Below are 24,080 nucleotides of genomic sequence, written 5' to 3' on the forward strand. Positions count from 1 at the left end.
CACTTATGCGAACAACGTTCGACAGTTAACATCACCGACACGCACCACTTGGGAGCGCTCCCACTTCTGTTTCCCTCCCTGTCCACCCCCCTTGCCGTCCCCGGACGGCGGACCCCTGGAGACCCCATGGAGAGGAGTGCCCGCGTGCGCGGTTGGAAAGCGGCCACGGCGGTACTGGCCGGTACGGCTCTCGCCGCCGGATTGCTCGGCACCGCCGCGGCCCAACAGGACGCGGTGGCCACGACGGCCACCGCCGTCTCGGCCGAGGACTACGACTGGCGGAACGTGCGCATCGACGGGGGCGGTTTCGTCCCCTCGGTGATCTTCAACCGCACCGAGCCGAACCTGCTCTACGCCCGCACCGACATCGGCGGTGCCTACCGCTGGAACGAGGCGGGCCAGGAGTGGATCCCGCTGCTGGACTCCGTCGGCTGGGACGAGTGGGGGTACACCGGCGTCGCCTCCCTGGCGACCGACCCCGTGGACCCCGACCGGGTCTACGTCGCGGTCGGCACCTACACCAACGACTGGGACCCCAACAACGGCGCCATCATGCGCTCCACCGACCGGGGGGCGAGTTGGGACACCGTCCCGCTCCCCTTCAAGCTCGGCGGCAACATGCCGGGGCGCGGCATGGGTGAACGGTTGGCGATCGACCCCAACGACAACCGGGTCCTCTACCTGGGCGCCCCCAGCGGCGAGGGTCTGTGGCGCAGCACCGACTCGGGGGCCACCTGGGCCGAGGTGGCCTCCTTCCCCAACCCCGGCGACCACGTCATCAACCCGGACGACCCGTGGGGCTACGAGAACGACGAGATCGGCGTCGTGTGGGTGACCTTCGACCCCGACACCGGCTCCCCCGGCAACCGGACCGGCACCATCTACGTGGGCGTCGCCGACGAGGAGGAGAGCGTCTACCGCTCCACCGACGCGGGCGCCACCTGGCAGGCGGTGCCCGGTCAGCCGACCGGTTTCCTGCCCCACAAGGGTGTGCTGGACGAGGAGACCGGCGACCTCTACATCGCCACCAGCGACAACCCCGGCCCCTACGCCGGCGGTGACGGCGAGGTCTGGCGCCTGGACACCGCCTCGGACGAGTGGACCGACATCACCCCCCATCGACCCGGTGACGCCGAGTACGGCTTCAGCGGCCTGACGGTGGACCGGCAGAACCCCGGCACCGTGATGGTCACCGGCTACAGCTCCTGGTGGCCCGACACCCAGATCTTCCGCAGCACCGACGGCGGCGAGGAGTGGACACCCATCTGGGAGTGGGCCGGTTACCCGGAACGGGACCGTCGGTTCACCCTGGACCACTCCTCGGTGCCCTGGCTGACCTTCGGCAACCAGCCCACGGCGGAGGAGGACTCCCCCAAGCTCGGCTGGATGACCGAGGGCATGGAGATCGACCCGCACAACCCGGATCGGATGCTGTACGGCACCGGGGCGACGATCTACGGCACCACCGAGCTGACCAACTGGGACCGGGACGCCCGCTTCACCGTCCGGCCCATGATCAAGGGACTCGAGGAGACCTCGGTCAAGGATCTGGCCAGCCCGCCCACCGGTGAAGCCCACCTGTTGAGCGCCCTCGGCGACATCGGCGGTTTCCGGCACACCGACATCGACGCGGTCCCGTCGATGATGTACACCTCCCCTTTCATCGGCACCTCCACCAGCGTGGACTTCGCCGAGCTGAGCCCGAACAACGTGATCCGGGTCGGGGAGCACGTCGGGGACAGCGGCCAGGCCACGGTGGGCTTCTCCACCGACGGCGGGGCGCATTGGTTCGCCGGTACCGTGCCCGGTTCGGCGAACGGCGGTACCGCCGCGGCGGCGGCCGACGGCAGCCGCTTCCTGTGGAGCCCGGCCAACGAGCCGGTCCACTTCACCACCACCTTCGGCAGCTCGTGGACCCCTTCGCAGGGCATCCCGCAAGGGGCGACCATCGCCTCCGACCGGGTCGACCCGCAGCGGTTCTACGGCTTCCACAACGGCACCCTGTACGTCAGCGCCGACGGCGGTGCCACCTTCTCGGCCGGTGCCACGGGTGGGCTGCCGACCGAGGGCAACATCCGACTCGAGGCGGCCCCCGGCTCGCGCGGTGACGTGTGGCTGGCCGGTGGCGACGGTGAGGCGCACGGCCTGTGGCGCTCCACCGACGGTGGCCGGAACCTGAACCGGATCGGCGCGTTGGACCAGGCGGACAACATCGGCTTCGGACGCGGCGCCGAGGGCACCGACTACCACGCCCTCTACAGCAGCGCCGTGGTGGACGGGGTGCGCGGCATCTACCGCTCCGATGATGTCGGCGCCACCTGGACCCGGATCAACGACGACGACCACCAGTGGGCGTGGACCGGTGGGGCCATCACCGGCGACCCCCGGGTGGCGGGCCGGGTCTACATCGGCACCAACGGTCGCGGCATCATCGTCGGCGAGACCGGGGAGCAGGGCAACGACGGCGGTCCCGGCGGGGTCACCGGTGGTCCCGGTGACAACGGCGGGAACGGTGACAACGGCGGCAACGGCGGTGACGACGGCGGCCCGGGTGACAACGGCGGCAACGGCGGTGACGACGGCGGCCCGGGTGACAACGGCGGCAACGGCGGTGACGACGGCGGCCCGGGTGACAACGGCGGCAACGGCGGCGTGGACCCCGACGCCGACTGCGCCGTCGCCTACGCCGTCACCGGCGAGTGGCCCGGTGGTTTCCAGGGCGGGGTGACCGTCACCAACACCGGTGACGCCGCCGTGGAGAACTGGGAGCTGCGCTGGAGCTTCCCGCACGGCCAGACCATCACCCAGCTGTGGAACGGTTCGCACACCCAGTCCGGGGCGCAGGTGAGCGTCACCGGCGCCTCCTGGAACAACCGGTTGGCCCCGGGCGCGTCGGCCACCATCGGCTTCCTCGGCAACCGACAGGAGCAGAACGGGGCCCCGTCCTCCTTCACCCTCAACGGCGCCTCCTGCGTCATCGGCTGATCCGGACCCCCTCCCCCGACCGGCCGGGAGCCGGCCGGTCGGGACGGTCCCGACGGCTCACGCCGGGACCCTTGATGTGCCCGCCGCCCCCGACGGAGTACCGTCGGGGGCGGTGCGACGGGCCGGTGACCCCGCCCGCCACCGCTTTGCCGAACAGCGAAAGGGCACGGAGTGACCGACATCAAGCGCGTCGGAGTGGTCGGATGCGGCCAGATGGGCGCCGGCATCGCCGAGGTCTGCGCACGGGCGGGACTGGAGGTGATGGTCGCCGAGACCACCGGCGAGGCCCTGGAACTGGGACGCAGCCGATTGGCGAACTCGCTGGCCCGGGCGACCGCGCGCGGCAAGCTCACCGAGGAGGAACGGGCCGCCACCGAGGCCCGGCTGGGTTTCACCACCGACCTGGGTGAGTTCGCCGACCGCGATCTGGTGATCGAGGCCGTGGTGGAGAACGAGCAGGTCAAGACCGAGATCTTCCAGGTACTGGACCAGGTGGTGACCCGCCCGGACGCGATCCTGGCCTCCAACACCTCCTCCATCCCGCTGGTGAAGCTGGCGGTGGCCACCTCCCGTCCCGGCCAGGTGCTGGGCATCCACTTCTTCAACCCCGCCCAGGTCCAGAAACTGGTGGAGCTGATCCCCGCCCTGACCACCTCCGAGGAGACGGTGGCCCGGGCGGAGTCCCTGGTCACCGACGTGCTCGGCAAGCACCCCATCCGGGCGGCGGACCGTTCGGGTTTCGTGGTGAACGCGCTGCTGATCCCGTATCTGCTGGCGGCCGTCCGGATGGTGGAGTCCGGGGCGGCGAGCCGCGAGGACATCGACAACGGCATGGAGCTGGGCTGCGCCCACCCGATGGGGCCGCTGCGGTTGGCGGACCTGATCGGTCTGGACACCGTCGCCTCGGTGGCCGACTCGATGTATGACGAATTCAAAGAACCCCTGTACGCCGCTCCCCCGCTCCTGCAGCGCATGGTCGCGGCCGGGCGCCTGGGGCGTAAAACCGGCGCGGGCTTCTACCTCTACCCCTGATTTCCACACCCCGATTTCACCTCTTCGGAGTAATTCGCCCCACTTGGGCCGAGGGCTCGGCATGAGTACCGGCCCCCGGGGCATCTCCCGCCGTACGTCGCACGGCCCGGACGCCGACCGCGTCCTGGCCCGCGACGTACGGCGGTGGCGTCACCGGTCACCGCGCGACCGACGATCGCCCGACAATCCGAGGAGAGATCGGCATGGACCTCGTGTCCCGGTCCGGGTGGGGCGCGCGTGCCTTCCGGACCCCCAACGGGTCGACTCCGTACGGCCGGGCCCGACTCGGGGTGAAGGTGCACTACCTGGGCGCCGCCTATTCCGACCGTGCGCACAGCGGCTGTCCCGGCTACGTCCGTTCCCTGCAGGCGCAGCACATGGACGGCAACGGCTGGTCCGACATCGCCTACAGCTTCGTGGTCTGCACACACGGCACGGTCTACGAGGGGCGCGGCCTGGCCCGCCGGAACTCGGCGAACGGCAACACCTCGCTCAACGACGCCCACTACGCGGTCTGCGCGCTGCTGGGCGCCTCCGGTCTGACCGAACCCCCCGACGCCCAACTGAACGGTCTGCGGGACGCGATCGAGTACTGCCGCCGTGACGGACCGGCCGGGAGTGAGATCGCCCGGCACGCCGACGGCTTCGCCACCGCCTGCCCCGGCCCGGCGCTGACCTCGTGGGTGCGCGCCGGCGCCCCCCGACCGTCGGGCGGCGGCGGGACCACCACCCACACCGTGCGGGCCGGGGAGACGCTCTCCGGCATCGCCACCGCGTACCCGGGGGTGAGCTGGCAGGAGATCGCCCGGACCAACGGCATCCCCGCGCCCTACGTCATCCACCCCGGTCAGCGGCTGACCATCCCCGCCCCACGCCCGGCCCCCGTGACGTACGAGCCGTTCCCCGGCGCCTCGTTCTTCCGGGTGGGCACCGACTCACCCGTCATCACCCGGATGGGCCGGCGCCTGGTCGCGGAGGGGTGTTCCCGCTACCGGGTGGGTCCGGGGCCCCGGTGGTCCGACGCGGACCGGCAGTCCTACGCCGCGTGGCAGCGCAAGCTGGGCTTCGGCGGGGCGGACGCCGACGGCATCCCCGGCCGGACGAGCTGGGATCGGCTGCGGGTCCCGAGGGGTTGAACCCCGCTCCCCCGAACGGATGGTCCGGGAACGGGCCACCGCTCCGACCGGCCCGGTGGGAGCCGGGAAGGTCGCCGGTGACACGGGAGGCGCCTACGATCGGTGGTCCGGGGCCGGTCGGTGTCCCCGGAGCCCGCACCCCGGGCCCATCGGGCCGGCCGCCCGATGGGCGGAACGGCAGGAGATGATCACGTGACGGAGGCATCCGGACCGCGCCGGGAGACGGTGTCGAAGATCGACACCTCGGTGCCGCACTCGGCGAGGATCTGGAACTACTGGTTGGGCGGCACCGACAACTACGAGGTGGACCGGATCGCGGGGGATCGATACCGCGAGGTCTTCCCCGGCATCGTGAAGATCGCGCGCGAGTCCAGGCGCTTCCTGGGGCGGGCGATCCGCTTCCTGGCCCGCGACGCGGGGGTGCGCCAGTTCCTGGACGTGGGAACGGGACTACCCACCGCGGACAACACCCACCACGTGGCCCAACGGGTCGCCCCGGACTCCCGGGTGGTCTACGTGGACAACGACCCGCTGGTGTTGATGCACGCCAACGCCCTGCTCACCAGCGCCCCCGAGGGGGAGACCTCCTACGTGGAGGCCGACCTCCGCGACCCGGAGGGCATCCTGCGGGCCGCCGGGGAGCGGCTGGACCTCGACCGGCCCGTGGCCCTGATCCTCAGCGGGATCCTGGGACACGTCGAGACGGTGGACGAGGCCGCCTCCATCGTGGGCCGGCTGATGGGTGGACTCTCCTCCGGAAGCTACCTGTGTCTGAACGAGGGCAGCGACATCGACCCCGTCTACGCGGAGGCGCAGCACGCCTACAACGAGAGCGGTGCCATCCCCTACCGGCTGCGGACGATGGAGGAGCTCCGCGGGATCTTCGCCGGTCTGGAGCCGGTGGAGCCGGGGGTGGTCTCCGTGCCGCTGTGGCGGCCGGAACCGTCCTCCGACGGCTCCGCGCCGCACCCGATCGGTCAGGCCGGCGGGGTGGCCCGCAAGCCCTGAGCCGACGGCGCCCCGTCCCGGCGGGACGGGACGTGTCCGGCGGGGCCCGGGGCACGGACCCCGCCGATCACGGCGTCAGGCGCCGCGCACCACGGCGCCGGTGCGCTCCGCCGCGGCGGCCACCGCGGCCTCGTGGGCGGCGGTCGTCTCCTCGGCGGTCAGGGTGCGGTCCGGCGCCCGGAAGCGCAGGGCCCAGGCCAGCGACTTGCGCCCCTCGCCCACCTGCTCGCCGGTGTAGACGTCGAACAGCCGCAGGGACTCCAGGAGATCACCGGCTCCCTCCCGCAGCGCCTCCTCGACCCGGGCTGCCGGCACCGAGGCGTCCACGACCAGCGCCACGTCACGCGTGGCCGGCGGGAAGCCGGGCACCCCGGGCGCCCGTACCGGGCCCGCGGAGGCCCGCTGCAGCAGGTCCAGGTCCAGCTCCACCGCGCAGGTGCGATCGGGCAACCCCATCGCGCCGATGACCCGCGGATGCAGCTCACCGGCGTGCCCGGCGGTGAGGGTCCCGCCGTCCACGGTGACCCGGACCGCCGCGCAGCGACCCGGATGCCAGGGGGCGTGCCGGTCGGCGACGATCTCCACGTCGGCCCCCGCCTCCCGGGCCACCAGGCGGGCGGTCTCCACCGCGTCCGCCCAGTCGGTCGGGCGTCCCGGTCCCCACCAGCCGGCGGGGTCCCGCCGCCCGGCGAGCACCGCCGCGACCCGACGCGGCTGACGCGGCAGCGCGGCGTCCAGCTCCGCGATCCCCTCGGCGTCGGGGCGGCGGTCCACCGGCAGGCGGGGCGCGGTCGACTCCTCGCCGGTGGGGCGGAAGACCAGGCCGGTCTCGAACAGGGCGGTGTCGTGGTTGCCCCGTCCCTCGTTGCGGCGCAGTGCCGCGAGCAGCCCCGGCAGCAGCGTGGTGCGCAGGTGGGGCTCCTCGTCGGAGAGCGGGTTGGCCAGCGTCACGGTGCGGCGACGCGGGTCATCCGGCTCCAGGCCGAGGGCGTCCAGCGCGGCGGTCCCCAGGAAGGGGTAGCACGGCGCCTCGACGAAGCCCGCGCCCGCCAGCGCGCGGCCGACCCGGCGGTGCAGACGCTGCCGGGGGGTCAGGCCGCGTCCGGCCGGGGGTCGGGGCAGCGTGGAGGGCAGGTTCTCGTAGCCCTCCAGGCGGATGACCTCCTCCGCCAGGTCGTTGGGGTCGGTCAGGTCCGGCCGCCAGGAGGGCACGCTGACGGTGAGCTCGTCGGTACCGTAGACGTCGCACCCCACCCGCTGGAGGCCCCGGGCGACGGTCTCGCGACCGTACGCGACACCGGCGACCCGGTCCGGGTGGTCGGCGGGGATCCGGATGGTGCGCGGTACGCCCACCACACCGATGTGGGTGACGCCGGGGTCGGCGGTGGCACCGGCCAGGCCGACCAGTAGGTCGACGGCACGCTGTGCGGCGGCGGCGGTCGCCTCGGGGTCCACGCCGCGCTCCCAGCGCTTGGACGCCTCGGTGACCAGCCCGTGGCGTCGGACGGTACGGGCGATCGCGACGGGGTCGAAGTGGGCGGCCTCGACCACGATTTCGGTGGTGCCGCGCCACTCGTCGGTCTCCGGGTCCCGCTCGGGGGTCAGGACCTCGGTCTCCTCGCCGCCCATCACACCGGCCAGGCCGATCGGGCCACGGGCATCGGTGATCAGCAGGTCCTCGGGGTGGAGCGCGCGCTTCACCCCGTCGAGGGTGACGAGTTCCTCACCGGCCTCGGCGCGCCGCACGCCGATCCCGCCCTCCAGGCGGGCGCGGTCGTAGGCGTGGAGCGGGGTACCCAGCTCCAACATCACGTAGTTGGTGATGTCCACCGGCAGCGAGACCGAGCGCATGCCGGCCTTCTCCAGGCGGCGGCGCAGCCACACCGGGGTGATGGCGTCGGGTCGCACCCCGGTGACGACCCGGGCGGTGAACCGGCCGCAACCCGCCCGGTCCTCCACCCGGACGGGGTGACCGTCCTCATTGGGCACCGGCACGTCCAGCAGCGCCGGGTCGCGCAGCGGCAGGTCGTACGCGATCGCGGTCTCCCGCGCCAGGCCGCGCAGTGACAGGCAGTAGCCCCGGTCCGGGGTGACGGAGATGTCCAGGATCTCGTCGCGGAGTCCGAGGAGGTCGATCGCGTCCTCGCCGGGCTCGTGACCGGGCGGCAGCACGATGATGCCGCTGTGGTCGTCGGCCGTGCCCAGTTCGGCGGCGGAGCAGATCATGCCCTCGGAGACCCGCCCGTAGGTCTTGCGGGAGGAGATGGCGAAGTCGCCGGGCAGCACCGCGCCGGGGAGCGCCACGACGACGAGGTCGCCGACGACGAAGTTGCGGGCGCCGCAGATCACCCGCTGCGGTTCACCGGACTCCGCGCCCGCCGAACCGACGTCGACCGCGCAGTACCTGATCGGCTTCTTGAACTCGGTCAGCTCCTCGATCTCCACGACCCGGCCGACGACGAGGGGGCCGGTGAGGTCGGCGCCGACGCGTTCGACGGTCTCGACCTCGAGGCCGGCGGCGATCAGCTTCGCGGCGACCTCGCGACCGGTGGTCCCGGCCGGCAGGTCGACGTACTCCCGGAGCCAGGAAAGCGGGGCCCGCATCAGATCTCCGTTCCGAAGGGCCGGGTGAAGCGGACGTCACCCTCGACCATGTCTCGCATGTCCTCGACGTTGTGGCGGAACATCAGCATCCGTTCGATGCCGAAGCCGAAGGCGAAGCCGCTGTAGCGCTCCGGGTCCACGCCGCAGGCGGTGAGCACCCGCGGGTTGACCATGCCGCAGCCGCCCAGCTCGATCCAGCCCTCGCTGGAGCAGGTGCGGCAGGGACGGTCGGGGTCGCCGACCGACTCGCCGCGGCACACGTAGCACACCATGTCCATCTCGGCGGACGGCTCGGTGAAGGGGAAGTAGTTGGGGCGCAGCCGGGTGCGGATGTCGGAGCCGAACAGGGCCCCGACCATGTGGTCGAGGGTGCCGCGCAGATCGGCCATGGTCAGGCCCTCGTCCACCGCCAGCAGCTCGACCTGGTGGAAGACCGGGGTGTGGGTGGCGTCGAGTTCGTCGGTGCGGAAGACCCGCCCGGGACACACCACGTAGACCGGGGGCTCGCGGTCCAGCAGGGAGCGGATCTGCACCGGGGAGGTGTGGGTGCGCAGCACCACCCCGGAGCCCGGGCCGTCGGCGGCGTCCGCCGGTTCCCCGGCCGCCGGGGAACCCTTCAGGAAGAAGGTGTCCTGCTCGGTGCGGGCCGGGTGATCGGGGGCGATGTTGAGGGCGTCGAAGTTGAACCACTCCGCCTCGGCCTCGGGCCCCTCGGCGACCTCGTAACCCATGGCCACGAAGACGTCCTCGATCCGCTCCATGAGCGTGGTCAGCGGGTGGCGGGCGCCGACGGGCGTACGGCGGGCGGGGAGGGTGACGTCCACCGCCTCCTCGACGAGCACCCGCTCGTCGCGCTCCGCCTCCAACTCGGTCAGCCGACCGGCGAGGGCCTTGTTGACCGCGCCGCGGGCCTGCCCGACACGCTTGCCCGCGTCGGCACGGGCCTTCGGCGGCAGCGCGCCGATCTCGCGGTTGGCCAGCGCCAGCGGCGATCGGTCGCCGGCGTGGGCGACCCTGACCTCGTGCAGGGCATCGAGGTCGTCCGCGGCCTCGATGGCCCGCAGCGCGTCCTCGCGGGCCCGCTCGACCGCTTCCGGTTTCAGTGCCTCGACCTCGACGGGGTCGTAGGACTTGTTGGGTGCCGACATCTCTTCTCGATGTTCCCCTGGTCGCTGGTTGCTGGTTCCCGGTCACCCGGGCGCCCGGTCGCACGCCGTGCCCCACGACGGCGGGGGCCGGATGACGAGTCTACGGGGCGGGGTCCGGGGCCCGGTCCGGCCACGGCCGGCGTGGGCGTGGCGTCCCCCGTCGCGCCGGTTCCACCCGGTCCCCGGCGTCAGGCGAGGAAGGACGGGATGCCGGGGGGCAGGATGAAGCGGAACCGCGCCCCGCCCCCGGGGGCCCTTCCCACGGTGACCGTGCCCCCGTGGGCCTCGACGATGCCCTTGACGATGTACAGACCCAGCCCCGTGCCCCCGCGGCCGCTGCCGCGCCAGAAACGGGTGAAGACCCGGTGCATCGTCTCCTCCGGAATGCCGGGGCCCCGGTCGGCCACGGTGACCGCCGTGGCTCCCGGGCCGGACGGGGCCGACGGCGCCGGCCCCACCTCGATGGTGACGGTTCCCGCGCCGTGCCGCACCGCGTTTTCCAGCAGATTGCCCAGGACCTGGTCGATCTTGACGGGGTCGGCCCACAACCGGGGCGGCTCGCCGGTCGCGCGGATCACGAACCGTTCGGGCGGGGTCCCGGCGGCGACCATGGCGTCCACCCGACGTCGGACGGCCTCCTCCATTCGCAGCGGCTCGCGACGGATCTCCAGGCGACCGGAGTCGATCCGGGAGACGTCCAGGAGTTCGGTGATCAGGCGGGTGACGCGGTCGGCGTCGCCGTCCACGGTCTGCATCATGATCCGCTTCTGCTCGTCGGTGAAGCGGTCCCACTTGTCCAACATGGTGGCGGTGAAGCCCTTGACCGAGGTGAGCGGGGAACGCAGCTCGTGGGCGACGGTGGCGATCAGTTCGGCGTTGCCGCGCTCCACCCGTCGACGGGCCCGGGTGCCGCGCAGGGTGATCACCACCCGGACCGGGGCGCTGCGGGGGTCGGGGCGGACGTAGCGGGCGGCCACCAGGATCTCCCTGCCCCCCGGCAGCAACAGGTTCCGCTCGGGCTGGCCGCGACGTATGGCGAGACCCCCGTAGGGGTCGGTCACCCGCCACCAGGGGCGACCGTCGAGATCCTCCAGGGGGAGCGCGTCCTCCAGGGGACGGCCGAGGGCCCGGTCGGGGGCCGTGCCGGTCAGCCGACCGGCCTCGGCGTTGAAACAGGTGACGAATCCCTCACGATCGGCGATCACCAACCCGTCCGGCAGTTCGTCGGGGCGCGGACACGCCCCGTTCGCGCCGGGTGGTGCTCCCATGCCCTCTCCCCTCCCCCGGCGGGGGCCACCCGGGGGCACCCGCACGCCGCGTCAGCCTACCGCCGCAGCGGGTGAGGGAAGCCCTCCGCGGGGTCGGATCACCCGGAGGTGGGGCCGGTCGGGGCGGGCTGTGGGGCGGGGCGCGGGGGTCCGGCGTCGGCGGCACCGGTCGTCCCGGGGGTATCGGACACGCCGCGGGTGGGCGGGCCGGGGCCGGGGGCCGGAGGGGAAGGGGAGCGTCCCGGCGCTCACCCCGCGGTCGACGGGAGCCCGCGGTCGCCGCCGTCCGCCCGGCAGCCGCCGGGGGCCCGCTGGGCCCGGGCCGAGGCGTACAGGCACACCGCGGCGGCGGTGGCGAGGTTCAGGCTCTCGGCACGGCCGTGGATCGGCACCCGCACGACGTCATCGGCCAGCGCCCGGGTCCCGTCGGGCAGGCCCCACGCCTCGTTGCCGAAGATCCACGCGGTGGGGCCGGTCATCGCGCCGGCGTCCAGTTCGGCGTCGAGGTCGCGGTCCCCGGCCCCGTCCGCGGCCAGGCAACGGACACCCGACGCGGCCAGGGCACCCACTGCCTCCGCCACGGGAACTCCCACCACCAGCGGCACGTGGAACAGGCTGCCGGCGGAGGCCCGTACGGCCTTGGGGTTGTAGGGGTCCACCGAGGCGTCGGTGAGGATCACGGCGTCCGCCCCGGCCGCGTCGGCGCAACGCAGCACCGTGCCCGCGTTGCCCGGGTCCCGAACGCGCGCGAGCACCGCCACCAGGCGGGGGCGGTCGGCGAGGATGGCCTTCAGGGGACGGTCCACGAAGGAGCACACCCCCACCAGCCCCTGGGGGGTGACCGTCTGCGACAGCCCCTCGACCAGCCCGGGGTCGGCGACGGCCACCCGGGCGCCCCCGGCACGGGCGAGGTCGAGCAGGTCGGCGTGGCGTTCGGCGGCCTCGGGGGTGGCGAGAAGGTCGAGCAGGACGGGGCCGTCGGTCCCCGTGAGGCGGGCGGTCGCGGCCTCCCGTACCGCCTGGGGGCCCTCCGCGAGAAAGCGACGCTCCCGGGTGCGGGCCGTACGCCGTGTCAACCTGCGGGCGGCGAGGATCCGGGGGGAGCGCGGGGAGGTCAGCTCAACGGCGGGGGGCATGGCGTCTCGGAGCTCGCTTCCGGGTACGGGACGGGTGATCCGGGCTCACCGCGGGGCCCGCCGCCGTCCGGGACCGGGCCACCGGCACGGGGATGCGTGGCAACGGGAGTGCCGGGAGGGAGGAGGCGCGGCGACGGACCCGGGTCGGACGGATCGGGCCGCGTGCCGGGGCGGTCACGCCCCGGGGGAACGGGGCCGACGGCACCCCGCGCCGGTGTGCCGCGGAACACCGGCGGGGCCGGACACACGCCGGACCCGCGGGCACGGCCCGCGGGTCCGGCGGATGCCCCGGCGTGGTGCCGGGTGAACGACGTGAGGGCTCAGGCGGCCTTCGGGGCGTTCACGTCGGCGGGCAGCGCCCCCCGGGCCACCTCGATGAGGGAGGTGAAGGCGTTGGGGTCGTTGACCGCGAGCTCGGCGAGCATCTTGCGGTCGATCTCCACCTCGGCGGCCTTCAGACCCTGGATGAAGCGGTTGTAGGTCATGCCGTTGGCGCGGGCGGCGGCGTTGATCCGCTGGATCCACAGCTGCCGGAAGTCGCCCTTGCGCTTCTTGCGGTCGTTGTAGTTGTAGACGAGGGAGTGGGTGACCTGCTCCTTCGCCTTGCGGTACAGGCGGGACCGCTGACCGCGGTAACCGCTGGCCTGCTCGAGGATCGCCCGGCGCTTCTTGTGGGCGTTGACCGCCCGCTTCACGCGTGCCACTGGTGAACTCCTTGTAGGGGGGCCTTGGGCGTGCGCCCGGCCCGGGAACGGATGAGGACCCGGTTGACGTCGCCCCGCCCGGTCACCGGCCGCGGCCGGTCGGGCGGGAGGCGGTCACTTGCCGAGCAGCTTCTTGATCCGCTTGGCGTCGGCCGGAGCGGTCTCCGTGGTGCCGGCCAGACGGCGGGTCAGGGTGGAGGGCTTGTGCTCCAGGTAGTGGCGGCGGCCGGCGCGCTGGCGCATCACCTTGCCGGAGCCGGTGATCTTGAAGCGCTTACCGGCACCGCTGTGCGTCTTGTTCTTCGGCATGTCGCCGCTCTCTCCTCGTCCATGGCACGCCTCCGGTCCGCCCCGCGGGGTCGTTCCGGAGGGTGCGATTTTCGCTTGCTGATCCGAGCGGGACGTCGCGCGGCCCTTCAGCCGCGGGACTCCCCCTGCTGGCGCTCCGCCTTGCGGGCGGCCTGCGCCTGCCGGGCTTCGGCCATCGCCTCGGTCTTCTTCTTGTGCGGACCGAGAACCATGATCATGTTGCGGCCGTCCTGCTTCGGGTTGGACTCGACGAAGCCCAGCTCCTGGACATCCTCGGCCAACCGCTGGAGCAGCCGGAAGCCCAGTTCGGGCCGGGACTGCTCACGACCGCGGAACATGATCGTGATCTTGACCTTGTCACCCTGCTTGAGGAACCGGACGACGTGACCCTTTTTGGTGTCGTAGTCGTGCGGGTCGATCTTCGGCCGGAGCTTCATCTCCTTGATGACCGTGTGCGCCTGGTTCTTGCGCGCCTCACGGGCCTTCATGGCCGACTCGTACTTGAACTTCCCGTAGTCCATGAGCTTGCACACGGGGGGTCGGGCGGTGGCCGCGACCTCGACGAGATCCAGGTCGTACTCCTGGGCAAGCTCCAGGGCCTTGGCGAGCGGCACGATGCCGACCTGTTCGCCACTGGGGCCGACGAGTCGCACCTCGGGGACGCGAATCCGGTCGTTGATGCGGGGCTCGGCGCTGATGGGGCCTCCTCGGTTGCGCCGCACAGCCGCCTGGCGGACGGCAGTGCCTCGAACATGATGGGGTGCGACCCTCCGCCCGCAAACGCGAACGCCCCGGGCGGGCACAGGCGGAAGCTCCTCGAAGACCGGAGCACCGCCGTGGCTGGCCACGGGGCGCGACAAGACCTTCTGACCTGCCGGCCGAAGGCCGAAATCAGGTGGGAGACGGAGCCTCCACTTGCGGATCGGCGACCCCGAACGCGACCCCGGAGGACTCCCGGAGCGGACTGGTCACCAATCGGTCGTTTCCCATGGTACCGCAGAACGTCGTGTGGTTCGAAGCCCGGGAGTCCGTCATCACGGGGTGGCATCGCTCACCCGCGATCGGTGGGGCCCGCCGGGCGGCCTAGGCTGGGCGGCATGAGCGAGCCCACCGTCCCCGATCCCACCGCAGCCGATGTTCCCGCCGGGACGTCCGCCGACACGTCCTCCGGCGCCCCGGACACACCGGGGGGTTCCGGGGACGCGGCCCGGGACCTCGCCGACGTGCCGGCGGTCGAGGTGATCACCACCGTGGCGGTGCACCTGATGAGCGCCTCCGCCGTGAAGCTCGGCCTCGCCGAGGACGGCGAGCACCACCGCGACCTGGACGAGGCGCGCAAGCTGATCACCGCCCTCGCGGGTCTGGTGACCGCCGGTGCCGGGGAGGTCAGCTCCTTCCACGCCGCCCCGCTGCGGGACGGCCTGAAGGCCCTCCAACTCGCCTTCCGCGAGGCCTCGCTGGTGCCGGACGCACCGGGACAGGGACCGGGCGAGAAGTACACCGGGCCCGTGCTGGGCTGAGTCCCCGGGCCCGCCGTGTCCCGAGGGGTCCGGCGGATCCCGTGGCCCGGGCCGGGCCGTGCCCCGGGGGCGCGTCCCGGCACGTCACATCGCCGGGAGGGGTCAGTCCCGCTCACTCCCGGGAGCCCGGTCCAGGGCGTCCGGGTCCCGCGTCCCCGGGCCGGCCGGGCCCCCCTCCGGCGGGGGCAGCGGATCGCCGGGAAGTTCCCGCCCCGGCGGGAGCACCGCTACCCGCAGACCTCGCACCAGGGCTGCGCGCAGGGTCTCGTCCGCCGCCACCGCGCCCGCCAGTCGGCGCACCGCCTCCGGTCCCTCCGGTCCCGGCCCGACCGCCAGGACCAGTGTGCCGTCGGCCTCACCGCCGGGCACGAGGCGGGCGTCGAGCACCGCCGGTTCGTCGGCGATCAGGGCCGCCAGCGCCCGGCGCACGGCGGGGTCGGTCACCGGACTGCCACCGGCCATCAGGGCCCGTAGTCCCGGCCCGGTGACCTCCCGGGTCACGGGGCCCGCCAGGTCGACCACCAGGGTGTCCGCCCGTTCCGCCACGGCGGCGCGCACCGCCTGCGGCGCGGCCACGGCCACCGGCCGCGCGTCCGCGCGCCAGGCCGCCAACGAGGCCAGTGAGGTGAAGACCGGCAGGGCCCGGCGCCCGCTGGGAAGTCCCAGGGTGAGCACCGCCATGTCGCTGCTCTTCTCGCGCCGCAGGCCGTCGGGGCCGGTCTCCGTCTCGCCGAGCACCGCCACCACCGGCACCAGCAGGCGTGCCCGCGACAACAGGGTCAGCGCCTCCCGTTCCCGGGCCGGGTCACGGGCCCACGCCTCCAGCGCCGCGGCCAGGGCGGGGTCCGCGCTCCCGTCGTCGTCGGCGAACGGGGACCGGGGGATGTTCTTGGCAGCCACCCGGCGAGGGTACCCGGGGACGCGGCCCGCGGATCGCGCGGGATGCCCCACCTTCTTCATCCCCGGGGGCGACACCCCCGGGGGCTCGGGATACGGTCTGCCCCCATGGAGGAACGGGTGTCGTACCGGCAGACGCGGCGAGCGGTGCCGGCGGCGGTGGTCGTGGGTCTGGCGGGAGCGGTGCTGATGGCGGCGACGGGTGGGGTGCCGGGGCGGGCGGAGGGCGAGCGGGCCGGGCTTCCTCCCGTCGACGCGCCGGCGGCGACGCCTGCCGGGAATCCCACCGCCGACGCGGTCGGCGGTGCGCCCGGCGTCCCCGGTGCGCGGACACCGGCGCTCCCGACCGGGGTCGAACGGCCCGAGGCGACGCGCACCCGGACGGCCGGCGCCGAGGTGCCGCCGCCCCGTCCCCGCCCCGGTCCGAACGCCGACGTCCTCCTCGCGACGGCGCTCGCCGAACTCGACCCGCCCGACCCGGTCCGGCTGTCGGTGCGGGCCCTGGATCCCGCCACCGGAACGGTGGTCTCCGCCGGGGACGGTTTCTTCGACACCGCCAGCATCGTCAAGGTGAACATCGTGGCGGCGTTGCTGTTCCTGTGCCAGGAGGAGGGGCGGGGGCCCGACCCCGGGGAGTTGGCCGGGGCGGCCGCCGCGATCCGGTACAGCGACAACGCGGCCACCGACCGGCTCTGGCGACGGATCGGGGGCGAGGAGGGACTGGACGCCCTGAACTCCCGGTGGGGGCTGACCGGGACCACCGGCGGCGAGGACGGCCACTGGGGTCTGACCCGGACCACGGGTGACGACCAACTGCGATTGCTGGAGATCGTCTTCGGCCCCTCCGGGCCGTTGTCGCCCGACTCCCGGGCCCTGTTGCGGGAGCTGATGGGCGAGGTGGCGGAGGAACAGCGGTGGGGGATATCGGCCGCCGCCGTGTCGGGGGCGCCGGACTTCCCGACGGGGGCCGGAACGGGAACGATGGCGGGGTTGGTGGTGGAGAGCGGCGGCCCCGACGCCACGACCCCGGCGCCGCTCCGCGAGTCCCTCGACACCCCGGCGGCAGCACCCGGCGGGGCACGGTTGAAGAACGGGTGGCTGCCGCGCAGTCACACCCGACTGTGGGACATCAACAGCATCGGCCGGGTGACGGTGGACGGCCGCCCACTCCTGATGGTGGTGCTCTCCGACGGACACACCGGCCGGGAGTCCGGCATAGAGGTCGTGGAGGCCGCGGCGCGGGCCGCCGCGGCGGTGCTCAGGACGGCGGGGGCGCCGCGGGCCTGAGCCGGCGGAAGAGCAGCGCCGCGAAGGCCAACAGCACTCCCCCCACGGCCGCGGCGGCCGGGGCGAGCCACGGGGCGGGGAGGGGATCCTCCGGGGCGGGCCGCGGACCGGGGCCGAAATACTCGCGCGGGTAGGTTCCCGATGCCTCCACCCCGGCCTCGGGCTCCGCGGCGTTCGCCGCGGCGATCGCCGCGGCGGGGTCCACCACGCCGGCGCCCAGTTCGTCGTCACGACCGGTGCCCGCTCCCCCGCCGGCGGTGTCGACGAGCAGTCGCCGGATCTGCGCGGGGTCGAGTTCGGGGTGGGCGGCACGCACCAGGGCGACCGCCCCGGAGACGAACGCGGCGGCGGCGCTGGTGCCCCACCCGTGCAGGTAGCGGCCACCGGGCGAGGCGATCACCACGTCCTTGCCCGGCGCGCTGACGGTGGCGTACCAGCGTCGGGTGGAGAAGGGCGCCCGGGCCCCCGTGCGGTCCGCGGCGGTGACCGCGATGACGCCCGGGTAGCCGGCCGGGTAGGAGACCGGGTCGCCGTCCTCGCCGCCGTTGCCGGCGGAGGCGACCACCACCACGCCGTTGTCCAGGGCGTAGCGGATGGCGGCGTCCTCCGCGGGGTCGGGGTGGGCGGTGGGACTGTCGTCCCCCAGCGAGAGGTTGACGATGTCGGCGCCGTTGTCCACCGCCCATCGGATGCCCTCGGCGACGGTGCTGCCCTCACGCCGCCGATGGTCGGCACGGGCCGGGTCGTCCTCCTCCAACAACACCCTGACCGGCAGCACCATCGCCTCGGGGGCGATGCCGATGACGCCCGACCCGGCGTCGGGGCCGTGTCCCCGGCCGGCGATGATGGCGGCCATCGCGGTTCCGTGCCGCGCCCACTCCGGGTCACCGGGACGGGCGCCCTCGTCCACCAGGTCGGCGCCCTCCAGGACCGCGCCGTACAGATCGGGGTGCGAGGCGTCCACGCCGGTGTCCAGCACCGCGACGGTCACGCCGGCGCCCCGGGTGGTCTGCCAGGCGGCGGGGGCGTTGACGAAGTCCAGGGCCCACCGCTGCTGGTCGCGGATGGCGTCGGCGAGGGCGGGGGGCGTGCCTCCCGCCAACAGCACGCCGGTGAGCAGGGCGACGAGCAGCGGGCGGCGAGGGGAGCGGAACGCGCGGCGGTTCACGCGAGGCCTCCGACGGGGGGTACGGGCCCGGCCGCGACGGCCGGGTGGGACCGGTCGGTGTGTCCGGCGGACCGGATGAGCAAGGGGATGAACGACGCGGTGGGGGCCGCCGCGGCGGCGTCGTTCTCCTCGACGAGGCCGGCGGCGGCCCGGCGCAGTCGGCGTTCGATCCGGTCGGTGATCCCGATCGCCTCGTGGCCGAGCCCGGCCAGGGCGGCCGCGCTGTCGGCCCCCTTCTCCACGGCCTCGGCGGCGGGAACGGGTTCGGGGACGGCGCGGCCGTCGGCGAAACCGGAGACCGCCCACACCACGACCGGCACGTCGGTCAGCGCCCGCAGGGTCCAGGTGGCCCGCTGCCGGTCGCCGAACCCGATGGCGGCCGGGTGCGCGCCGGCCCGGGGGCGGGGCAACAGGTCCGCCCGGGCGTCGAGGTCGTCGGTGTCGATGTCGCGGGCGAGGGCGAGCATTCCGGCCGGATCGGCCTCGGTGAAGACCAGGCCCACCGTGGTGACGGCGCTCTCGGTGTCGTCCACATAGGTGGCGCGCAGCAGGCGGTGACAGCCGACGTCGGCCAGCAGGTCGCCCAGGGCCGGGTCGAAGGCGTCGACGCAGTCGGAGTCGGGGGCGACCGCCACCCGTGACCAGTGCCGGTCCGCGCCGCCGGGACCGGCCCCCTCTCCGGCCAACTCCGTCGGGAAGATCGCCTCCACGGGCAACTCGCGCCACAGGGAACGGCGTTCCTCGAAAAGTCGCTCGGCGGAGTCGGCCTCCGTTTCCGGAGTGGTGAGCCAGACACCGGCGGCGGCACCGCCGAGCAGCCCGGCGCCGAGGACCAGGCAGAGCACGGCGGCGGTCAATCGGCCGCGGTGGACCGGTGGCGGGGCCGGATGGACCGGGGTGCCCCGGGGCGGCTCGGTGAGCGGGGGTCGGTCCCCCGGTACCGGCTCGGGAGCGGGCCCGGGGACGATGGGGCGGTGGCCGGTTCCCCTCGGGTCGGCGGCACGGGGCGAGGGGACGGGCGGGAAGGACATCGGTGCCGATCCCGGGAACCGGGGCGCCCGGAGGATCCGCTCGCCGGAAGGTGGGGGAACCGATGGGGCGGGCGGGGGAACGGACGCCGGCCGTGACGCGAAACCGGGCCCGGGGCCCCGATCGGTGGTCATCCGTTGGCTCCCTGCAACCCGTCGGCCGGCGCGCCCCCATCGCTCGTCGGCGACCGTGGGGCCCGACGGGGCGGGTCCCACGGTCGCCGAATGCGGCCACGGGCGCCCGCCCGGGAGTGTGTGTCCAGATGGGCATCAACTCTACGGGGGAATCGTCGTACTTCGGTACCGGGACGGGGTGATCTCTGCGTCACCCCCGGGGGGCGGTTCGCCGGGGGTCGACCGGGGGGTCGGGAATCCCCGCCGGCGGGGCGGGGTGATCGGGAACCCCCGGCAGGCCCCGGGGCGCGGGCGGCCCGGCGATCAGCAGGGCGACACCGGCCACGACCGAGGCGAGCAGCAGGAACGTGGCGGCCAACGCCACCGGTCGGGCCGCCCGCGAGGGGCGGTGGATCGGCGGGGCACCCGAGGGGCCGGCGGGGACGACCGCTCCCGGCACGGCCGGCGCGGTCCCCCACGGGGTGACGGTACGCCACCCCGGGATCTCCGAGGGCCGGGCGGTCGGAGTGGGGATCCCCGGTGTCGGGAACCGCGGGGCCGGTGATTCCGCGGGCGGCGGATCATCGGCCACACCGGTGACGGGAGGGTCGGCGGGGTGGATCGTGGTCACCCGGGCACCCTAACCGCGACAACCACGACCGGGCCCCTCCCCCGGGACGGCCCCGGTGAGGAGTTCCCGCCGTACCGTCGGTGGGACGGCGGGAACCCGCCCGTACCGGACGCGCGGGGCCCCGGCGCGGGCTCACACCGGGGTGACGTAGGCCCCCGCGATGCCGCCGTCCACCAGGAAGCCGGTGGCGTTGACGAAGGATGAGTCGTCACTGGCGAGGAAGGCGACGGCGGCCGCGATCTCCTCCGGCTCGGCGAACCGACCGGCGGGGATGTGGACCAACCGGCGGGCGGCCCGCTCGGGGTCCCTGGCGAAGAGTTCGGTCAGCAGCGGGGTGTTGACCGGACCGGGGCACAGGGCGTTGACCCGGATGCCCTCGCGCGCGAACTGCACCCCCAGTTCGCGGGACATCGCCAACACCCCGCCCTTGGAGGCGGTGTAGGAGATCTGGGAGGTGGCCGCGCCCATGACGGCCACGAAGGAGGCGGTGTTGAGGATCGAGCCCCGTCCCTGCCGGCGCATGTACGGCAGCACGGCCCGGCAGCAGAGGTAGATCGAGGTGAGGTTCACCTGCTGGACCCGCTGCCAGGCGTCGGGTTCGGTGGTCAGGATCGAGTCGTCCTCGGGCGGTGAGATGCCCGCGTTGTGGAAGGAGAAGTCGACCGAGCCGCAGGTGTCCACCACCGTGGAGAACATCCTCTCGACCTCCTCCCGATCGGTGACGTCGACCCGTACGAAGAGTCCGTCGACCTCCTCGGCCACCGCCCGGCCGGCCGCCTCGTCGATGTCGGCGCACACCACCCGGGCGCCCTCGGCGGCGAGCCGGCGCACGGAGGCCAGGCCGATCCCGCTGCCCGCCCCGGTCACGACGGCGACGCGGTCCACCAGACGCCGGCACACCGACCTTCCGGAGGGCGCCGCGCCGGGGACCGGCTCGGGTACGACGGGTTCGGCGGGAACGGCGCCGGTCGGGCCGGCCGGGTCGATGGGCTCGCCGGTGTCGAGGACGGGGTCGGTCATGTTTCTCTCCCGTTGCTGGGCTGGGCCGGGCCGTGCGTCGGCGGGCCGGGATCGCGCGGTGGCGCGCGGAGCGGGACGCCTCCCCGGGCGCCGGGACGCCGGGTCAGTGGTCGGTGTCGATGAAGACGGTCTTGGTCTCGGTGAAGGCGACCGACGCGTCCGGGCCCAGTTCCCTGCCCAGGCCCGACTGTTTGAAGCCACCGAACGGGGTGGTGGGGCGGACGCTGCTGTTGGAGTTGACCGACAGGTTGCCGGCCCGGATGCCCCGCGAGACCCGCAGGGCCCGACCCGCGTCCCGGGTCCAGATCGACCCGGCGAGACCGTAGGGGGTGTCGTTGGCCGATCGGATGGCGGCGTCCTCGTCCGCGAAGGTCTCGACCACCGTGACGGGGCCGAAGACCTCCTCCACGCGGGCGCGTTCGGGCGCGTCGGCGGCGTCCAGCACGGTCGCCGGGTACCAGAAGCCCGACCCGCCGGGCACGTCACCGCGGATCAGGGCGGGTGTGTCGGTGGGCACCAGCGCGGCGACGCGCTCGCGGTGGGCGGCCGAGATCAGCGGCCCCATGTCGGTGTCCGGGTCGCGGGGGTCACCGACCCGGACGGCCCGCACGGCGGGTTCCAGGAGTTCCAGGAAGCGGTCCCGGGCGCTCTCCTGGACCAGGATCCGGGAGCGGGCGCAGCAGTCCTGACCGGTGTTGTCGAGGAAGGCCGACGGAGCGGCGGCCGCGGCCCGCTCCAGGTCCGCGTCCGCGAAGACGAGCAGGGGGCTCTTGCCGCCCAGTTCGAGGGTGAGCCGCTTGAGGGTGCCGGCGCACCGGGCCATGATCCGGCGCCCGACGGCGGTGGAGCCGGTGAAGACGACCTTGGCGACACCGGGATGGTCCACCAGTGCCTCCCCGGTCACTCCCCCGGCCCCCGGCAGGGTCTGGAACAAGCCCTCCGGGAGTCCGGCCTCCAGCGCGAGTTCGGCCAGTCGGAGGGCGGTCAGCGGCGTCTGTTCGGCGGGCTTGAGGAGGACCGCGTTGCCCGCGGCCAGGGCGGGGGCGGCTCCCCACGCGGCGATGGGCATGGGGAAGTTCCACGGCGCGATGACCGCGACCACCCCGAGGGGCTCCGCGAACGTCACCGCCGTGCCGCCGGCGACGGGGATCTGCCGCCCGGTCAGTCGCTCCACTCCCCCGGCCGAGTACTCCAACAGGTCGCGGACCTGCTCGGCCTCCCACCGGGCCGCGGCGACCGGGTGCCCGGCCTCGGCGGTCTCCAGCGCGGCGAGTTCGTCCAACCGACCGTCCACGACATCGGCGAAACGCCGCAGGGCGCGGGCCCGGTCGGCGGGGGCCAGGGCGGCCCAGCGGGTCCCGGCCGCGTCGGCCCGGGCCACCGCGGCGTCCACGGCGGCGGGGTCGGTGTCGGGGACCAGGGCGATGGTGTCCTCGGTGGTGGGGTCGATCACCGGACGTCCGACGGGTTCGGCCGGACGATCGGTCCCGGTGGCGCGGTCGGGGGCGCCGGGGAGGTCGGTGCGGAAGGAGGTGGTGTGGTTCATCGTTTCGGTCCCCGGGTCGGAGGGGCGGGTGCGGACTGGTGCGGGGCGGGTTCGGGGGCCGGCGGAGGGGCGGGGGTTCGACGGATCCCGCGCACGGGTCACATGCGTTCGAAGGAACGCACCCGTTCCCAGTCCGTCACGGCCCCGTCGTACGCCTTCTGTTCCACCCGCGCCATGGTGAGGTAGTGCTCGACCACCTCGTCGCCGAAGGCGGCGCGGGCGGTGTCACCGCGCTCCCACAGGTCGGCGGCCTCCCGCAGGGTGCGCGGCACGTGCTCCTCGTCCCCCCCGGTCCCCGCGGCGGCGTAGGCGTTGCCGGTGCACGGCTCGGGCGGTTCCAGCCCCCGGTCCACGCCGTCCAGGCCGGCGGCGATCATCCCGGCGACGGCCAGGTAGGGGTTGACGTCACCGCCCGGCACCCGGTTCTCCAGCCGCAGGCCGGGGCCGTGGCCCACCACCCGCAGGGCGCAGGTGCGGTTGTCCGCTCCCCAGGCGACGGCGGTGGGCGCGAAGGAGCCGGGCCGGAAGCGCTTGTAGGCGTTGATGGTGGGCGCGTAGAGCAGGGAGAACTCCCGCAACGAGGCGAGCTGACCGGCGAGGAAGGCGCGCATGGTCGGTGACATCCCCTCGGAGCCGGCCGCCGCGCCGGTCGCGAAGACGGGCCGCCCGTCCGCGTCGCGCAGCGAGAGGTGGATGTGGCAGGAGTTGCCCTCCCGCTCGTCGTACTTGGCCATGAAGGTCAGCGAGACGCCCTCGTCGGCGGCGATCTCCTTGGCCCCGGTCTTGTAGATCGAGTGCTGGTCGCAGGTGGTCAGGGCGTCGGCGTAGCGGAAGACGATCTCGTGCTGGCCGAGGTTGCACTCGCCCTTGGCCGACTCCACGACCATCCCGGCCCCGGCCATCCCGTTGCGGACGCGGCGCAGCAACGGCTCGATCCGTCCGGTGCCCAGCAGGGAGTAGTCCACGTTGTAGCGGTTGACCGGGGTGAGCCGGCGGTAACCGGCGTCGCCGGCGGCCTCGTAGCTCTCCCGGAAGACCATGAACTCCAGTTCCGTGCCGACCAGGGCGGTCCAGCCGCGTTCGGCCAGTCGGTCGAGTTGGCGGCGCAGGATGCCGCGCGGACAGGCGGCCACGGGACGGCCGTCGGGCCAGGCGAGGTCGGCGGTGACCATGGCGGTGGCCGGGTGCCAGGGCACCCGGCGCACGGTGTCGACGTCCGGGTGCAGGACGAAGTCCCCGTAGCCGGTGTCCCAGGAGGACATGGCGTAGCCGTCGACGGTGTTCATCTCCACATCGACCGCCAGCAGGTAGGCGCAGGCCTCGGTGCCGTGCCGCAGCACCTCGTCGAGGAAGTGGCGGGCGGCGAACCGTTTGCCCTGCAGTCGGCCCTGCATGTCGGTGAAGGCCACGACGACGGTGTCGATCTCCCCGAGATCGACCCGGGCCCGCAGTTCCTCGACGGAAAGCGGGGGCGTGCGGTCCGCTGGTGTCACGAGTGGGCCCTCCCGATCGCTGCTGCCGGATGCCATAGGGTACGGG

20 protein-coding genes are annotated in these 24,080 nt (G+C 74.0%); 6 read left to right on the forward strand and 14 right to left on the reverse strand.

The features are described from left to right. The first annotated feature begins 144 nt into the window (after positions 1–144). From LZF96_RS21130 to LZF96_RS21145, 4 genes are all read left to right on the forward strand, one after another. Positions 145–2,985, forward strand: a complete 2,841-nt coding sequence (locus tag LZF96_RS21130; protein ID WP_374203299.1) for a cellulose binding domain-containing protein — start codon at positions 145–147, stop codon at positions 2,983–2,985. A gap of 171 nt (positions 2,986–3,156) precedes the next feature. Beyond that, positions 3,157–4,017 (forward strand): 3-hydroxybutyryl-CoA dehydrogenase, encoded by an 861-nt coding sequence (locus LZF96_RS21135; RefSeq protein WP_233875388.1) that lies wholly within the window; start codon positions 3,157–3,159, stop codon positions 4,015–4,017. 197 nt (positions 4,018–4,214) lie between these two features. After that, positions 4,215–5,153 carry a peptidoglycan-binding protein gene (locus tag LZF96_RS21140; RefSeq protein WP_233875454.1) on the forward strand — a complete coding sequence of 313 codons (939 nt, stop codon included), beginning with the start codon at positions 4,215–4,217 and terminating at the stop codon, positions 5,151–5,153. A 225-nt stretch (positions 5,154–5,378) separates the two neighbouring features. Further along, positions 5,379–6,161 carry an SAM-dependent methyltransferase gene (locus LZF96_RS21145; protein WP_233875456.1) on the forward strand — a complete coding sequence of 261 codons (783 nt, stop codon included), beginning with the start codon at positions 5,379–5,381 and terminating at the stop codon, positions 6,159–6,161. A 75-nt stretch (positions 6,162–6,236) separates the two neighbouring features. Here LZF96_RS21145 and pheT read toward each other — a convergent pair whose 3' ends face one another. From pheT to infC, 7 genes are all read right to left on the reverse strand, one after another. Continuing rightward, positions 6,237–8,765 carry a phenylalanine--tRNA ligase subunit beta gene (gene pheT, locus LZF96_RS21150; protein WP_233875390.1) on the reverse strand — a complete coding sequence of 843 codons (2,529 nt, stop codon included), beginning with the start codon at positions 8,763–8,765 and terminating at the stop codon, positions 6,237–6,239. Beyond that, entirely contained in the window at positions 8,765–9,913 is a 1,149-nt protein-coding gene (gene pheS / locus LZF96_RS21155; RefSeq protein WP_233875392.1) for a phenylalanine--tRNA ligase subunit alpha, read from the reverse strand. Before pheS ends, pheT begins: the two co-directional genes overlap by 1 nt. 188 nt (positions 9,914–10,101) lie before the next feature. Further along, positions 10,102–11,181: a PAS domain-containing sensor histidine kinase gene (locus LZF96_RS21160; protein ID WP_233875394.1), complete on the reverse strand. Its 1,080-nt coding sequence runs from the start codon at positions 11,179–11,181 to the stop codon at positions 10,102–10,104. Between the two features lie 248 nt (positions 11,182–11,429). Next, positions 11,430–12,317, reverse strand: coding sequence for an RNA methyltransferase (locus LZF96_RS21165; protein ID WP_233875396.1), 888 nt, complete (start codon positions 12,315–12,317; stop codon positions 11,430–11,432). Positions 12,318–12,637: 320 nt separating this feature from the next. Continuing rightward, positions 12,638–13,021 (reverse strand): 50S ribosomal protein L20, encoded by a 384-nt coding sequence (gene rplT / locus LZF96_RS21170; RefSeq protein ID WP_233875398.1) that lies wholly within the window; start codon positions 13,019–13,021, stop codon positions 12,638–12,640. Between the two features lie 114 nt (positions 13,022–13,135). Then, the gene (gene rpmI / locus LZF96_RS21175; protein WP_143618415.1) at positions 13,136–13,330 is read right to left on the reverse strand and encodes a 50S ribosomal protein L35; all 195 of its coding nucleotides are present in this window, start codon (positions 13,328–13,330) and stop codon (positions 13,136–13,138) included. A 107-nt stretch (positions 13,331–13,437) separates the two neighbouring features. Next, positions 13,438–14,052 carry a translation initiation factor IF-3 gene (gene infC, locus LZF96_RS21180; protein ID WP_233875400.1) on the reverse strand — a complete coding sequence of 205 codons (615 nt, stop codon included), beginning with the start codon at positions 14,050–14,052 and terminating at the stop codon, positions 13,438–13,440. A 375-nt stretch (positions 14,053–14,427) separates the two neighbouring features. Here infC and LZF96_RS21185 point away from each other — a divergent pair, with 375 nt between their 5' ends. Further along, positions 14,428–14,850 (forward strand): DUF1844 domain-containing protein, encoded by a 423-nt coding sequence (locus LZF96_RS21185; RefSeq protein WP_233875402.1) that lies wholly within the window; start codon positions 14,428–14,430, stop codon positions 14,848–14,850. Positions 14,851–14,952: 102 nt separating this feature from the next. Here LZF96_RS21185 and LZF96_RS21190 read toward each other — a convergent pair whose 3' ends face one another. After that, positions 14,953–15,750, reverse strand: a complete 798-nt coding sequence (locus tag LZF96_RS21190; RefSeq protein ID WP_233875404.1) for an SseB family protein — start codon at positions 15,748–15,750, stop codon at positions 14,953–14,955. A 105-nt stretch (positions 15,751–15,855) separates the two neighbouring features. Between LZF96_RS21190 and LZF96_RS21195 the strand changes: the two genes are divergently transcribed. Next, on the forward strand, positions 15,856–17,034 hold the full coding sequence (locus LZF96_RS21195) for a serine hydrolase (protein ID WP_233875408.1): 1,179 nt from the start codon (positions 15,856–15,858) through the stop codon (positions 17,032–17,034). On the opposite strand, the gene mycP is transcribed toward LZF96_RS21195, so the two are convergent. The 6 genes from mycP to LZF96_RS21225 all read right to left on the reverse strand — a co-directional run bounded on the left by mycP (position 17,006) and on the right by LZF96_RS21225 (position 24,034). Next, a complete protein-coding gene (gene mycP, locus LZF96_RS21200; protein ID WP_374203297.1) occupies positions 17,006–18,202 on the reverse strand; it encodes a type VII secretion-associated serine protease mycosin in 1,197 nt (398 codons plus the stop codon). The two genes, LZF96_RS21195 and mycP, sit on opposite strands and share 29 nt — an antisense overlap. Beyond that, positions 18,199–19,059 (reverse strand): hypothetical protein, encoded by an 861-nt coding sequence (locus tag LZF96_RS21205; RefSeq protein WP_233875411.1) that lies wholly within the window; start codon positions 19,057–19,059, stop codon positions 18,199–18,201. Before LZF96_RS21205 ends, mycP begins: the two co-directional genes overlap by 4 nt. A gap of 496 nt (positions 19,060–19,555) precedes the next feature. Then, on the reverse strand, positions 19,556–19,804 hold the full coding sequence (locus LZF96_RS21210; protein ID WP_233875414.1) for a hypothetical protein: 249 nt from the start codon (positions 19,802–19,804) through the stop codon (positions 19,556–19,558). A gap of 303 nt (positions 19,805–20,107) precedes the next feature. Beyond that, on the reverse strand, positions 20,108–20,995 hold the full coding sequence (locus tag LZF96_RS21215; protein WP_233875417.1) for a 3-oxoacyl-ACP reductase: 888 nt from the start codon (positions 20,993–20,995) through the stop codon (positions 20,108–20,110). 103 nt (positions 20,996–21,098) lie between these two features. Continuing rightward, positions 21,099–22,541, reverse strand: a complete 1,443-nt coding sequence (locus LZF96_RS21220) for an aldehyde dehydrogenase (RefSeq protein ID WP_233875419.1) — start codon at positions 22,539–22,541, stop codon at positions 21,099–21,101. A 98-nt stretch (positions 22,542–22,639) separates the two neighbouring features. Then, positions 22,640–24,034: a glutamine synthetase family protein gene (locus tag LZF96_RS21225; protein ID WP_233875421.1), complete on the reverse strand. Its 1,395-nt coding sequence runs from the start codon at positions 24,032–24,034 to the stop codon at positions 22,640–22,642. Between the last annotated feature and the right edge of the window lie 46 nt (positions 24,035–24,080).

It is taken from the genome of Streptomyces sp. ST2-7A (assembly GCF_021390475.1).
GTDB lineage: Bacteria > Actinomycetota > Actinomycetes > Streptomycetales > Streptomycetaceae > Streptomyces.

Coding starts and splice junctions, on each gene's coding strand:
- LZF96_RS21165 (WP_233875396.1), bottom strand. CDS start 12,317: ATGCCCCCCGCCGTTGAGCTGACCTCCCCGCGCTCCCCCCGGATCCTC.
- LZF96_RS21195 (WP_233875408.1), top strand. CDS start 15,856: ATGGAGGAACGGGTGTCGTACCGGCAGACGCGGCGAGCGGTGCCGGCG.
- LZF96_RS21160 (WP_233875394.1), bottom strand. CDS start 11,181: ATGGGAGCACCACCCGGCGCGAACGGGGCGTGTCCGCGCCCCGACGAA.
- rpmI (WP_143618415.1), bottom strand. CDS start 13,330: ATGCCGAAGAACAAGACGCACAGCGGTGCCGGTAAGCGCTTCAAGATC.
- pheS (WP_233875392.1), bottom strand. CDS start 9,913: ATGTCGGCACCCAACAAGTCCTACGACCCCGTCGAGGTCGAGGCACTG.
- LZF96_RS21215 (WP_233875417.1), bottom strand. CDS start 20,995: ATGACCGACCCCGTCCTCGACACCGGCGAGCCCATCGACCCGGCCGGC.
- LZF96_RS21220 (WP_233875419.1), bottom strand. CDS start 22,541: ATGAACCACACCACCTCCTTCCGCACCGACCTCCCCGGCGCCCCCGAC.
- pheT (WP_233875390.1), bottom strand. CDS start 8,765: ATGCGGGCCCCGCTTTCCTGGCTCCGGGAGTACGTCGACCTGCCGGCC.
- LZF96_RS21185 (WP_233875402.1), top strand. CDS start 14,428: ATGAGCGAGCCCACCGTCCCCGATCCCACCGCAGCCGATGTTCCCGCC.